This window comes from Streptomyces sp. HUAS MS02, assembly GCF_055702265.1.
In genome coordinates, this window is sequence record NZ_CM146747.1 from 985,518 (window position 1) to 1,000,593 (window position 15,076).

The 15,076-nt window shown below is 75.7% G+C and carries 1 protein-coding gene; it reads right to left on the reverse strand.

Translation table 11 applies throughout. The features are described from left to right. Positions 1–15: 15 nt before the first annotated feature. Entirely contained in the window at positions 16–15,039 is a 15,024-nt protein-coding gene (locus tag ACZ9QC_RS04390) for a type I polyketide synthase (protein WP_472918911.1), read from the reverse strand. Positions 15,040–15,076: the final 37 nt, after the last annotated feature.

A 15,076-nucleotide genomic window follows, 5' to 3' on the forward strand; every position in this document is an offset into this window, starting at 1 on the left:
CGGGCCGGTACGCGGTCAGGCACTCTCGCTCCCCAGTGCCAGCCGTACGAGGCCGTCCACGTCCATCTCCTCGATGCCGGACGTCCGTTCGGACGACGCCGGTGTGCCGCCGTCCCGGTTCTCCGGTCCGGCCAGGCGCAGCAGCGCCTCCAGCAGGCCGGAGTCGCGCAGCCTGTCCAGCGGGATGGTGGACAGCGCGCGGGTGATCTCGTCGTCGGCCGGGGTCGGCGCCGCCGCGGCCCGCGGGGGGCCGGCCGGGGCGAGACGGTCGGCGCAGTACCCGGCGACGGCCGCCGGGCTCGGGTAGTCGAACACCAGGGTGGCGGGAAGCCGCAGTCCGGTCGCCGCGTTGAGGCGGTTGCGCAGTTCCACCGCGGTCAGCGAGTCGAAGCCGAGCTGCCGGAAGGCGCGTTCGGGGTCGACGGCCGAGGCTCCGGCGTGCCCGAGCACATCGGCGGCGTGCGCGCACACCAGGTCGGCGAGGACGGCGCGGGCGTCGTCGGCGGCCAGGCCCGCGAGCCGCCCGCGCAGGGTGTCCGCCGCGTCGGCGGCGCCGGTGGCCGCCGTCCGGCGGGCGGCGCCGCGCACCAGTGAGCGGAAGAGGGCGGGTACGGCGCCGGTGCCCGCCCTGGCGCGCAGCCTGGCCAGGTCGAGCCGGACCGGGACCAGGACCGCGTCGTCCCGTTCGAGCGCGGCGTCGAACAGAGCGAGTCCCTCGTCGGAGGTGAGTGCCCCCACACCGCCCCGGGCGATGCGCCGCAGGTCGACCTCGTCGAGGGTGCCGGTCAGGGTGGAGCGCTCGGCCCACATGCCCCAGGCGATCGACTGGGCGGGCAGGCCCTGGGCGCGACGGTGCTGGGCGAGCGCGTCCAGGAAGGCGTTGGCCGCCGCGTAGTTGCCCTGCCCGGAGCTGCCGACGGTGCCGGAGGCGGACGAGAAGAGCACGAAGGCGGCCAGCGGCAGGTCGCGGGTCAGTACGTGCAGATTGAGCGCGGCGTCCGCCTTGGGGCGCAGGACGTGGTCGAGGCGCTCTGGGGTCAGCGAGCCGATGACACCGTCGTCGAGGACGCCGGCCGAGTGGACCACGGCGGTGAGCGGATGGGTGTCGGGGACACCCGCGAGGAGTCCGGCCAGGGCGTCCCGGTCGGCCGTGTCGCAGGCGGCGGTCTCCACCCGGGCGCCCAGGGCGGTGAGTTCGTCGACCAGGGCGGTCGCCTCGGGGGTGTCGGCGCCGCGCCGCCCGGTCAGCAGCAGGTGGCGTACCCCGTGCTCGGTGACCAGGTGACGGGCGACCAGGCCGCCGAGGACGCCGAAGGCGCCCGTGACGAGCACCGTGCCCTCGGGGTCCCACGGCTTGCCGGCCACGGCCTCGGCATCCGTCGGCGGGGTCCTGGTCAGGCGGGGTGCGAGGGCCCGTCCGTCGCGTACCGCGAGCTGGGGTTCCGTCGCGGACAGCGCGGCGGGCAGGGCCTTGAGCGCCTCGGCCGGGTCCTCGGCGTCGACGAGGACGAACCGGTCGGGGTGTTCGGACTGCGCGGAGCGCACGAGCCCCCACACGGCGGCGGCCGCCAGGTCGCCGATGTCCTCGCCGGGCGCGGTGGCGACACCGCCCCGGGTGATCAGCACCAGGCGGGTGTCGGCCCAGCGGTCGTCGGCCAGCCAGGTCTGCAGCAGACGCAGGGTGGCGGCGAGCGCGGTACGGGTCGCGTCCGCGCTGTTCCCGCCCGGCGGGCAGAGCGTGACGACCACGTCGGGCACGGCGGCGCCCCCGTCCACGGCGGCGGTGAGCGCGTCGAGGTTCTCGTGGGTCTCGGGCAGCAGGTGCTCGGTGCCGAGGGCGGCCCACCGGCCGACGGGCGGCTCGGTGGTGGCGGGCAGGGCGGTCCAGTCGAGCCGGAACAACGAGTCGCGTCCCTGCGCGGCGGCGCCGCGCAGGGTGTCGACGGCGATGGGCCGGATGGCCAGCGCCGTCACGTCGGCGACCGGTCGGCCGGCCGGGTCGGCGGCGGACAGCGCCACCGAACCGGTGTCGTCGTAGCTCAGCCGCACGCGCAGTTCGGTCGCGCCGGAGGCGTGCAGGTGGACGCCTTCCCAGGAGAAGGGCAGCCTGGCGGTGCCGGGCGCGTCGTTCTGGTCGGCACCGTCCGGGGTGGCCAGCCACAGACCGTGCAGGGCCGCGTCCAGCAGCGCGGGGTGCAGACCGAAGCCCGCGGCCCCGGTGTGCAGGTCCTCCGGCAGCCGGACCTCCACGTAGACGTCCTGGCCGAGGCGCCAGGCGGCGTGCAGGCCGTGGAAGGCGGGGCCGTATCCGTAGCCGGCGTCCGCGAACCGCTCGTAGAGGCCGTCGACGGACACGGGTTCCGCTCCGGCGGGCGGCCATGCCGCACCGTACGGGTGGGCCGCCTCGTCGGTGGACCCGGCGGGCGCGAGGACACCGGTGGCGTGCCCGGTCCACGGAGTGCCGGCGCCGTCCTCGCCCCGGGAGAACACGCCGAGGGTGCGCCGCCCGGAGTCGTCGGGCGCGCCGACCCGCACCTGGATCTGGACGGCGGCGTCCCGGTCGAACACCAGCGGTGCCTGGAGGGTCAGTTCCTCGACCCGGGGGCAGTCCGCCTCGTCGCCGGCGCGTACGGCCAGTTCCACGAAGCCGGTGCCGGGCAGCAGGACCACGCCGGAGACCGCGTGGTCCGCGAGCCAGGGGTGGGTGCGGGTCGACAGGCTGCCGGTGAGCACGAGGTCCCCGGTGTCGGCGATCTCGACGGCCGTGCCGAGCAGCGGGTGACCGGTGGCGCCGGGCCCGCGGGGCGTCGACGCGGGCGGCTGGATCCAGTAGCGGCGGCGCTGGAAGGCGTACGTCGGCAGCTCGGCCGTGCTCTCGCCGGGGAACGCGGCGGTCCAGTCGACCGTACCTCCGCGCACCCACAGTTCGGCCGCCGACAGCAGGACGCGTCGCAGGCCGCCCTCGTCGCGGCGCAGCGTGCCGAGGACGACGGCCTCGCGTCCGGCGGTCTCGGCGGTCTCCTCGATGGCCATGGTGAGCACGGGGTGCGGGCTGACCTCGACGAAGGAGGTGAACCCCTCGGCGGCCAGGACGCGGACGGCGGGGTCGAAGCCGACGGTCTGCCGCAGGTTGCGGTACCAGTAACCGGCGTGCATGCCGGTGGTGTCGAGCCAGCCGCCGTCGACCGTGGAGTACAGCGGGACCTCGCTCGGCAGCGGCTTGATGCCCGCCAGGGCGTCCATGAGGATGCCGTGGATCTCCTCGACGTGCTCGGAGTGCGAAGCGTAGTCGACGTCGATGCGCCGGGCCCGTACGCCCTGGGCCTCGCACTGCGCGAGCAGGGCCGCCAGGGCCTCCGCGTCGCCCGCGACCACGGTGGTGGCGGGGCCGTTCAGCGCGGCGACCGACAGGGCGCCGGCCCAGGGGGCGAGGGCGGCCTCGGCCTGGTCGGCGGGGAGGGGCAGGGAGGCCATGCCGCCGCGGCCGGCCAGCGCGTCGAGCGTCTTGCTGCGCAGGGCGACCACTTGGGCGGCGTCCTGCAGGGACAGCGCGCCCGCCACGACGGCGGCGGCGATCTCGCCCTGGGAGTGGCCGACGACGGCGTCCGGTACGACACCGAGCGACCGCCAGACCTCGGCCAGCGACACCATCACCGCGAACAGCGCGGGCTGGACGACGTCCACCCGGTCCCAGGCGCTGCCCGAGCGCACGGCGTCGAGCAGTGACCAGTCGACGAAGGGTGCCAGCGCCTGTTCGCACTCCTCCATGCGGGCCGCGAACACCGGCGACTCGTCCAGCAACTCCCTTGCCATACCGGCCCATTGGGAGCCCTGGCCGGGGAAGATGAAGACCGTGCGGCCCACGGTGTCGGCGACGCCGCGTACCAGGTCGGGGGCGGTGCCGTCGTCGGCGAGGGCGGTCAGCGCGGCGGGCAGCCGGGGGCCGTCGCCGACCAGTACGGCGCGGTGTTCGAACGCCGTGCGGGTGGTCAGGGCCCGGCCGATGTCGGCGGGCGGGAGGCCCGGCATGTCGGCCAGGTGGGCGGTCAGCCGCTCGGCCTGGCCGCGCAGGGCGTCCGGGGACTTGGCGGAGAGCGGCCAGGCGACGGTCCCGGCCGGCACCTCGTCGGGTGTGTCCCGCGGGCTCTCCTCGGGGGCCGGCTCGGGAGCCTGCTCCACGATCGCGTGCACGTTGGTGCCGCTCATGCCGAACGCGGAGATCCCGGCACGGCGCGGCCGGCCCGTCGCCGGCCACGGGGTCGTGTCGGTGACCACGTCCACGGCACCGGCCGTCCAGTCGACCTGGGTCGAGGGCCGGTCGACGTGCAGGGTGCGCGGCACCTGCCCGTGCCGGAGCGCCAGGACGGTCTTGATCACACCGGCGACGCCCGCGGCCGCCTGGGTGTGGCCGATGTTGGACTTCAGGGAGCCGATCAGCAGGGGGCGCCCGTCGGAGCGTTCCTGGCCGTACGTGGCGAGCAGGGCCTGGGCCTCGATGGGGTCGCCGAGCGTGGTGCCGGTGCCGTGGGTCTCGACGACGTCGATGTCGGCCGCCGAGAGCCGGGCGTTGGCGAGGGAGGCCCGGATGACCCGCTGCTGGGAGGGGCCGTTGGGGGCGGTCAGGCCGTTGCTGGCGCCGTCCTGGTTGACGGCGCTGCCGCGCAGAACGGCCAGCACGGGGTGCCCGTGCCGCTGTGCCTCGGAGAGCCGTTCGAGGAGGATCACGCCGACGCCCTCGGCCATGCCCATGCCGTCGGCGGCGTCGGAGAACGCCTTGCAGCGGCCGTCGGCGGCGAGGCCGCGCTGGCGGGCGAAGCTGATGATGGCGCCCGGGCTGGACATCACCGCGACGCCCCCGGCCAGGGCGAGTGAGCAGTCCCCGGCGCGCAGCGCCTGGGCGGCCAGGTGCACCGCGACGAGGGAAGCGGAGCAGGCGGTGTCGACGGTGACGGCGGGCCCCTCCAGGCCGAGGGTGTAGGAGATCCGGCCGGAGATCACGCTGGCCGCGCTGCCGGTGAGGAGGTGGCCCTCGTTCTCCTGGGTCTGGGCCACGGAGGCGCCGTAGTCCTGGTAGTTGACGCCGGTGAAGACGCCGGTGTCGGTGCCGCGCAGGCGCTCCGGGTCGAGACCGGCGCGTTCGAAGGTCTCCCAGGAGGTCTCCAGGAGCAGTCGCTGCTGCGGGTCCATGGCGACCGCCTCGCGCGGCGAGATGCCGAAGAAGTCGGCGTCGAACTCACCGGCGTCGTAGAGGAATCCGCCGTGCCTCACATAGCTGGTGCCGGGCTGGTCCGGGTCGGGGTCGAACATGGACTCCAACGGCCAGCCGCGGTCGGTCGGGAACTCCGAGACGACGTCGCCGCCCTCCTCCAGCAGTCGCCACAGCTGTTCGGGGGTGTGCACCCCGCCGGGGAAGCGGCAGCTCATCGCGACGATCGCGATCGGCTCGTCGGCCGCCGCGCTGCCGGCGGGCGCGGGCTCGCGCGTGGCGGGCGTCCGGTGCTCGCCGAGCACCTCGGCGCGGATGTGGTCGGCGAGCACGGCCGCGGACGGGTAGTCGAACACGAGGGTGGCGGGCAGCGGGAGGCCGGTGGCGGTGCGGAGCCGGTTGCGCAGTTCGACGGCGGTCAGCGAGTCGAAGCCGAGTTCCTGGAACGCCCTGCCCGGCCGCAGCTCCTCCGGCGAGTCGTGGCCGAGGACGGCCGCGGCGTGGGTGCGGACGAGGTCCAGGGCGACGCGGCGCTGCTCGGCCTCGGCGAGCCCGTCCAGGCGCTCGCGCAGCACGTTGGCGGCCGGGGTGGCGTCCGTGCCGGGCGCGGCGGCCTCCTCCAGCTGCCGCCTGGCCTCGGGTACGCCGGTGAGCAGGCGGCTGGGGCGTACGGAGCCGAAGACGTCCGCGAACTGCTCCCAGTCGACGTTGGCGAGGGCGATGACCGTCTCGTCGTCGTCGAGTGCCTGCTGGAGTCCGGCGAGCGCGAGGTCGGGCTCGATGAGCGGCAGGCCCTGCTTCTGCACCCGGTAGAAGTCGGAGTCGTCGACGGTCTCGCGGACGGCCCACGGGTTGGCGGCCGACCAGACGCCCCAGTCGACGGTGGTGGCGCTCAGGCCCCGGGCCCTGCGGTGTTCGGCGAGGGCGTCGAGATAGGCGTTGCCGGCGGTGTAGGCGGCGTGGTTGCTGCTGCCCCAGACGCCGGCGATGGAGGAGAACATGACGAACGCATCGAGTTCGCGGTCGAGGAGTTCGTCCAGGTGCCGGGCGCCGTCCGCCTTGGCGGCGACGACCTCGGCGAAGGCGTCGAGCGGGGTGTCGTCCAGGGAGGCCAGCTGGATGTAGGCGGCGGCATGGAACACGGCGGTGACCGGTGTGCCTTGCTCCTCCAGTCCGGCGAGGAGTCCGGCGATCTGGTCGCGGTCGGCGAAGTCGCACGCGGGCAGGGACAACTCGGTGCCCAGTTCGGCGAGTTCGGCCCGCAGCTCGTCGGCTCCGGGGACGTCGGCGCCGCGCCGTCCGGGCAGCACGAGGTGCTCGGCGCCGCCGCGGGCGAGCCAGCGCGCGACGTGGGGGCCGAGGGCGCCCGTGCCACCGGTGACGAGGACGGTGCCCCGGGGCTTCCACGTGGGCCGGGTGCCCGCCGGGCGGGGGGCGCGGACCAGGCGTCGGCCGAGCAGTCCGACGGAGCGGACGGCGAGCTGGTCCTCACCGGTGGCACCGGCGAGGACCGCGCGGAGCCGGTCGCGGGACAGGGAGTTGAGGGTCGGCGGCAGGTCGACCAGACCGCCCCAGCGGGTGGGGTGCTCCAGTGCGGCGACCATGCCGGTGCCCCAGACCAGTGCCTGGTCTGGGGCGGTGAGCGGGTCGCCGGCGCCGGTGGAGACGGCCCCGTGGGTGGCGCACCACAGCGGGGCTTCGACGCCGAGGTCGCCGAGCGCCTGGACGAGGACGAGGGTGAGGGCCGAACCGGCGGAGACGGCGGGGTGGTCGGGGTGCGGGTGTCCGGCGATCGCGAGGAGCGACAGGATGCCGTGCGGGGTGCGGCCGTCCAGGGCGGTGGTGAGCCGCTCCCCCAGCGTGGCGCGGTCGGCGTCCGCGTCGGTGAGCCGCACGGTCACGACGTCGGCTCCGGCTTCGGTGAGGGCCGCCACGGAGTCCCGCGCGAGCGGGGCGCCCGGTGCGTCGTCGTGCCCTTCGGGCAGGACCACGAGCCAGGTGCCGGACAGGGGTGCGGCGGGCGGGTCGGGGACCGGCTGCCAGTCGACGCGGTAGCGCCAGGTGTCGACGGCGGCGCCCTCGCGCTGCCTGCGGCGCCAGGCGTTCAGGGCGGGCAGCACCGTGCCGAGCGTCTCGGCGTCCACCGCCAGGTCACCGGCGGCCTCGGCGGCGTCACCGCGCTCGACGATCCGCCAGAACGCCGAGTCCACCGCGTCCGTCTCGTCCGCCGTGCCCGACGGGGCGGCCGGCTCGGCGGACTGGAGCCAGTAGCGCCGGTGCTCGAAGGGGTAGGTGGGCAGGTCGGTGCGGCGGGCGCCGGTGCCTTCGAAGAGGACCGGCCACAGCACCGGGACGCCGCGCACCCACAGTTCGGCGGCCGAGGTGAGCGCGCGGGCGAGGCCGCCCTCGTCACGGCGGAGCGTGCCGGTCACCACGGTCCGCGGGGCCTCGGCGGAATCGGCGGACTCGGCGGCTGTGGCGGACTCGATGGTCTCCTGCACGGACATGGTGAGCACCGGGTGCGGCGAGACCTCGACGAAGACCTGGTGGCGCTGGTCGGCGAGGGCGCGTACGGCGCCGTCGAACTCCACGGTCTCGCGCAGGTTCCGGTACCAGTACCCGGCGTCCATCTCCGTCGTGTCCAGCCAGTCGCCGGTGAGTGTGGAGTAGAGGGGCACCCGGCCCGCGACGGGCGCGATGCCGTCCAGTGCGTCGAGCACCTCCGCGCGGATGCGTTCGACGTGCGCGGAGTGGGAGGCGTAGTCCACCGCGATCGTGCGGGCCCGTACGCCGTCCTCCTCGCACACGGCGATCAGCTCGGTCAGGGCCTCCGTGTCGCCGGAGACGACGACGGCGGACGGTCCGTTGACGGCGGCGAGGGAGAGCCGCCCGGACCACCGGGCGACGAGTTCGACGGCGCGCTCGCGCGGGACGGCCACGGAGACCATGCCGCCGTGCCCGGCGAGGGCGAGAATGGCGCGGCTGCGCAGGGCCACGACCTTGGCGCCGTCGTCCAGGGAGAGGGCCCCGGCGACCACGGCGGCGGCGATCTCGCCCTGGCTGTGGCCCAGTACGGCGTCGGGCTCGACGCCCCAGGAGCGCCACTGCGCGGCCAGCGAGACCATCACGGCCCACAGCGCGGGCTGGACCACGTCGACCCGTTCGAAGGGTGGCGTGTCCGGGGCGCCGCGCAGCACGGCGTCGAGCGACCAGTCGACGTACGGCGTCAGTGCCTGCTCGCAGGCGGCCATCGAGGCGGCGAACACCGGGGAGGTGTCCAGCAGTTCCACCGCCATACCGGTCCACTGCGCGCCCTGGCCCGGGAAGACGAACACCCGGCGGCCGTCGGTGTCGGCCACGCCGCGGATCAGCCCCGGGGTGTCCTCGCCGCCGGCCAGCCCGTCGAGGGCGGCCGACGGGGCGTCGCCGCCGGTACCGAGGAGCACCGCGCGGTGTTCGAAGGGGGTACGGCCTGTCGCCAGGGAGTAGCCGGTGTCCAGCGGGTCGGGGGCGCCGCCTCCGGCGAGGTGGCTGCGCAGCCGCTGGGCCTGGTGGGTCAGGGCCTGCGGCGACCTCGCGGACAGCACCCAGGGCACGACCGGCGCGGTGGGCGCGTGCCGCGGCTCCGGGCCGGCGTCCGCGTCCGTTTCTGCGTCTGCGTCCGCGTCGGAGGCGGGGGGTGCCTGTTCGAGGATGGCGTGCACGTTGGTGCCGCTGAAGCCGAAGGAGGAGATGCCCGCGCGGCGGGGTGCGCCGGTGTCGGGCCAGTCGCGTGCCTCGGTGAGCAGCTCCACCTCGCCGGAGGCCCAGTCGACGTGCGGGGAGGGCTCGTCGGCGTGCAGGGTGCGCGGGAGGACACCGTGCCGCAGCGAGAGCACGGTCTTGATCATCCCGGCGACTCCGGAGGCGGCCTGGGTGTGGCCGATGTTGGACTTGAGTGCGCCGAGCCAGAGCGGGCGGCCGTGCGGGCGGTCCTGCCCGTAGGTGGCGAGCAGGGCGTCCGCCTCGATGGGGTCGCCGAGGGTGGTGCCCGTGCCGTGCGCCTCGACGACGTCGACGTCGGCCGCGGTCAGCCCGGCGTTGGTGAGGGCCTGGCGGATGACCCGCTGCTGGGCGAGGCCGTTGGGGGCGGACAGGCCGTTGCTGGCGCCGTCCTGGTTGACGGCGCTGCCGCGCAGCACGGCGAGCACCGGATGACCGTTGCGGCGGGCGTCCGAGAGCCGCTCCAGCAGCACCACGCCGACGCCTTCGGCGAGGCCCATGCCGTCGGCGGAGGCGCCGAACGCCTTGCAGCGGCCGTCGGCGGCGAGGCCGCGCTGCCGGGAGAAGCCGACGAAGACGCCCGGGGTGGCCATCACGGCGACACCGCCGGCGAGGGCGAGCGAGCAGTCGCCGCCGCGCAGGGCCTGCGCCGCGAGGTGCGTGGCGACCAGCGAGGAGGAGCAGGCGGTGTCGACGGTGACCGCCGGACCTTCCAGACCGAGGGTGTAGGCGACGCGCCCGGAGACCACGCTGGCGGCTCCGCCCGCGACCAGATGTCCTTCGCCGCCCTCCGGGGAGGAGCCGGCGAGCGAGGTGTAGTCCTGGTAGTTGACGCCGGCGAAGACACCGGTCGGGGTGGTGCGCAGGGACGCCGGGTCGATGCCCGCCCGCTCGAACGCCTCCCAGGAGGTCTCCAGGAGCAGCCGCTGCTGCGGGTCCATGGCGACCGCCTCGCGCGGCGAGATACCGAAGAAGGCCGGGTCGAAGTCGCCCGCGTCGTGCAGGAAGCTGCCCTCGCGGACGTAGGAGGTGCCCTGGTGGTCGGGGTCGGGGTGGTAGAGGCGGTCCAGGGGCCAGCCGCGGTCGGCGGGCATGCCGGAGAGCACCTCGCCGCCGTCGACGAGCAGTTGCCACAGCCGCTCCGGGGTGTCGATGCCCCCGGGGAAGCGGCAGCTCATCGCGACGATGGCGATGGGCTCGTCGGGGTCCGCGACGGGGACGACGGCCGCCGTGGCCGCGGCCGTGGCGGTGTCGCCGAGGAGTTCGGTGCGCAGGTGCTCGGCGAGGAGCGCGGCGCAGGAGTAGTCGAAGACGACGGTGGCGCGCAGCCGCAGGCCGGTGACCTGGTTGAGCCGGTTGCGCAGTTCGACGGCGATCAGTGAGTCGAAGCCCAGTTCGCGGAAGGCCCGGTCGGGCAGGACGGCGTCGGCGGACTCGTGGCCGAGGACGGCGGCGGCGTTGGTGCGGACGAGCTCCAGCAGGGTCCGGCGGACCTCCGGTTCGGCCAGTCCCGCGAGGGTGCGGCGCAGCGCGGAGGCGTCGTCGGCGTCGTCCGGGTCGGGTTCGGTCCGGTCCTCGGCGGTGGCCAGGGCGCGGACGTCGGGGAGGTCGGCGATGAGGGGGCTGGGCCGTACGGAGGTGAAGACGGGCACGAAGCGGGCCCAGTCGACGTCGGCGACCACGACGACGGTCTCGTCGTCGTCCAGGACGCGCTGGAGCCCGCCGACGGCCAGCCGCGGGTCCATGAAGGGGATGCCGCGTTCGAGGAGGGCGCGTTCGAGGTCGCTGGTGGCGAGGCCGCCGCCCTCGGCGCTCCAGATGCCCCAGACGACGGAGGTGGCGGTGAGGCCCCGGCCGCGTCGGTGGGCGGCGAGGGCGTCGAGGTAGGCGTTGCCCGCCGCGTAGGCGGCGTGGTCGGCGCTGCCCCACACCCCGGAGACGGAGGAGTACAGGACGAACGCGTCGAGGTCGGTGTCGGCGAGGACGGCGTCGAGGTTGGCGGCGCCCTGGACCTTGGCGGCCAGGGTGGCGGCCATGCTCGCCGGGTTCTCGTCGCGTACGGGGAACAGCTGGGCGGCCGCGGCGGTGTGCAGGACGGCGCGGACGGGGTGGCCCTCGGCGGCGACCTGGTCGACGAGCGCGGCGAGCGCCTCGCGGTCGGTGATGTCGCAGGCGGCCAGGGTCACACCGGTGCCCAGGGCGGTGAGTTCGGCCGCCAGTTCGTCGGCGCCGGGGGCGTCGGCACCCCGGCGGCTGACGAGGACCAGGTGGTCGGCGCCGCCCCGGGCGAGCCAGCGGGCGGCGTGCGCGCCGAGCCCGCCCGTGCCGCCGGTGACGAGGACCGTGCCGGAGGGCCGCCAGGGAGCCGACGGCGCGGGGGTGGAGGGGGTGGCGCGGACCAGTCGGCGGGCGTGGGCGCCGGAGGCCCGGATCGCGAGCTGGTCCTCGTCGCCGGCTCCGGCCAGCAGGTCGCCGAGCAGGTGTCCGGCGCGTTCGTCGCACTGCTCGGGCAGGTCGATCAGACCGCCCCACAGGCTCGGGTGTTCCAGTGCCGCCGTGCGGCCGAAGCCCCAGACGAGGGCCTGGACCGGGTGGGGCACCGGCTCGGACGGGTGCACCGGGACGGCGCCGGAGGTGACGCACCACAACGTGGTCCGGACCGAGAGGTCGTCCAGCGCCTGGACGAGCGCGGTGGTCAGCGCCAGGCCGACGGGCAGGACGGGCAGGCCCTCGTGCGGCCGCTCGTCGAGGGCCAGCAGGGACAGCACCCCGGCGGGAGCGGCCTCCGCGCCGGGCCCGGCGGCCAGCAGCTCGCGCAGGTGGTCGGTGAGCCGGGACCGGTCGGTGTGGGTGTGGTCGAGGACGACGAGCTCGGGGTCGGCGCCGCGCTCGCGCAGGGCCTCGACGGCACGGGTCACCGCCGCGTCGGCGGTGTGGCCGTCCGGGACGAGGACCGGCCAGCGGCCCCGCAGCGGTCCGGCGGTCTTGGCCGTGAGCCGCTGCCAGGAGATGTGGTAGCGCCAGCCGTCGAGGACGGCCCGGTCACGGCGGTCGCGGCGCCAGGCGGAGAGGGCGGGCAGGACGTCGCTCCAGCTGGCGGCCTCGACGCCGAGCGTGGCGGCGACCGCGGCGACGTCCTCGCGTTCGACGGCGGCCCAGAAGGCGGCGTCCGCGGGGTCGGCGGTCTCCGGCGCGGTGCCGGGCCGGGTCTGCGGCTCCAGCCAGAAGCGCCGGTTCTGGAAGGCGTACGTGGGCAGTTCGACCCGCTCGGGCCGGTGCCCGGCGAACACGGCCGTCCAGTCCACCGGCACGCCGTGCACGTGCACCTGGGCGAGGGCGGTGAGCACGCGGTGCAGGCCGCCCTCGTCGCGGCGCAGGGTGCCGGTGACCAGGGTCGGCGGGGCCGGGACCGCCGCGTCGGGGTCGTCGAGGTCGTCGAGGGTGTCCTGCGTCGGCACGGTGAGCACGGGGTGCGGGCTGATCTCGACGAAGACGCTGTGGCCGCGCCGGACGAGGTCGCGCACCGCGGCGTCGAACTCGACGGTCTGCCGCATGTTTTGGAACCAGTAGCCGGCGTCCAGGCCGGTCGTGTCGAGGGATCCGCCGGTGACCGTCGAGCAGAACGGGATGGTGGCGGCGGTCGGCCGGACGTCGGCGAGCGCGTCGAGCATGCCGTCGCGCAGCCGGTCCATGTGCGCGGAGTGGCCCGCCACGTCGGCGGCGACCCGCCGGGTCCGCACCTCGCGTTCCTCGCACTGGCGGAGGAACTCCTCCAGGGCCTCGGGATCCCCGGAGACGACCGCGGAGGCCGGGCCGTTGACGGCGGCGACCGACAGGCGGCCCTCCCAGGCGCGCAGGCTCTCCCGCAGGGTGTCGGCGGGCAGCGCCACGGAGGCCATGCCGCCGGTGCCGGACAGTTCCAGCTGGGCGCGGCTGCGTACGGCGACGATGCGGGCGGCGTCGTCGAGCGACAGGGCGCCGGCGACGTACGCGGCGGCGATCTCGCCCTGGGAGTGGCCCACGACGGCGTCGGGTTCGACCCCGCAGGACCGCCACACGGCGGCGAGGGAGACCATCACGGCGAACAGCACCGGCTGGACGACGTCGATGCGGTCCAGCGGCGCCGCGTCGGGCTCGCCGCGCACGACCGCCGACAGCGACCAGTCCAGGTGCGGGGCGAGGGCCTGTTCGCACTCGGCCATGCGGGCGGCGAACACCGGTGACTCGTCCAGGAGTTGCCGTGCCATGCCCGCCCACTGCGAGCCCTGGCCGGGGAAGACGAAGACGGTCCTGCCGTCGCCCGCGCCGGTGCGGCCGGTGACCGTCTCGGCGGCGCTGGTGCCCGCGGCGACGGCGGCGAGCCCGCGCAGGAAGCCCTCGGGCCGGTCGGCCACGACGACGGCCCGGTGCTCGAAGGCGGAGCGGGTGGTCGCGAGCGAGTGGCCGACATCGGCCGGGCGGAGTCCGGGCCGGTCGGCGAGCCAGGAGGCGAGCCGGGCCGCCTGGTCGCGCAGCGCCTCCGGGCTGCGGCCGGACAGCGGCCAGGGCACGGTCGGCAGGGGTTCCGCGCCGGACGCGGAAGCGGACGCGAGACCGGACCCGGCGTCCGGCGCGGTACGCGGCCCGGCGCCGGCGGTCGGCTCGGCCGCGCCCTGCCGGCCGCCCTCGGGCGTCTGCTCGGCGGCGGGCCGCTGCTCGGCCTCGGGTGCCTGCTCGATGATGACGTGGGCGTTCGTGCCGCTCATGCCGAACGAGGAGACGCCCGCGCGGCGCGGGCGGTCGGCGACGGACCAGTCGCGCCGCTCGGTGAGCAGCCGCACGCCGCCGGAGCTCCAGTCGACGTGCGGGGTGGGCGCGTCCACGTGCAGGGTCTGCGGCAGGACGCCGTGCCGGATCGCCATGACGACCTTGATGACACCGGCCAGGCCGGCCGCGGCCTGGGTGTGGCCGATGTTGGACTTGATCGAGCCGAGCCACAGCGGCTGGTCCTCGGCGCGGTCCTGGCCGTAGGCGGCGAGCAGGGCGTCGGCCTCGATGGGGTCGCCGAGCCGGGTGCCGGTGCCGTGCGCCTCGACGGCGTCGACATCGGCCGGTGCCAGCTGGGCGTCGGCGAGCGCGGCGCGGATCACGCGCTGTTGGGAAGGACCGTTGGGGGCGGTCAGGCCGTTGCTGGCGCCGTCCTGGTTGATGGCACTGCCCCGCAGCACCGCGAGGACCGGGTGGCCGTTGGCGCGGGCGTCGGAGAGGCGCTCCACGAGCAGCACGCCGACGCCCTCGCCCCAGCCGGTGCCGTCGGCCGCCGCCGCGAAGGGCTTGCTGCGGCCGTCGGCGGCGAGGCCGCCCTGGCGGGAGATCTCCACGAAGGCGCCCGGCAGGGCCATCACGTTGACGCCGCCGACGAGCGCGAGCGAGCACTCGTCGTTGCGCAGGGACTGAGCCGCGAGGTGCAGCGCCACCAGGGAGGCGGAGCAGGCGGTGTCGACGGTGACCGAGGGCCCCTCCAGGCCCATGACGTAGGAGACGCGCCCGGACATGACGCTGATCGCGTTGCCGGTCATCAGGAAGCCCTGGACGCCCTCGGGCGCCCCGTCGGCCAGCGACATGTAGCCCTGGTCGATGGAGGCGGCGAACACGCCGGTACGGCTGCCGCGCAGCGACACGGGGTCGATGCCGCCTCGTTCGACGGCCTCCCAGCAGGTCTGGAGCATCAGCCGCTGCTGGGGGTCCATGGCGAGCGCCTCGCGGGGCGAGATGCCGAAGAAGGCCGGGTCGAAGCCGCCGGCCTCGTCCAGGAAGGCCCCGGTGACGGGGACGCCGGAGCCGGCCAGCCCCGCGGTGTCCCAGCCCCGGTCGGCGGGGATCCCGGAGTAGGTGTCGCGGCCGTCCGCCACCAGCTCCCACAGGTCCTCCGGACTGTGCACCCCGCCGGGGAAGTGGCAGCTCATCGCGACGACGGCGATGGGCTCACGGCTGCGCTCCTCGACGTCCCGCAGCCGTCGCCGGGTCTGCTGGAGGTCGATGGTGACGCGGTTGAGGTAGTCGCGGAGCTTCTGCTCGGTCCGGTCGCTCACTGTGCGTTCTCGCCTTCTCCTGGAAACGGCTGTACGT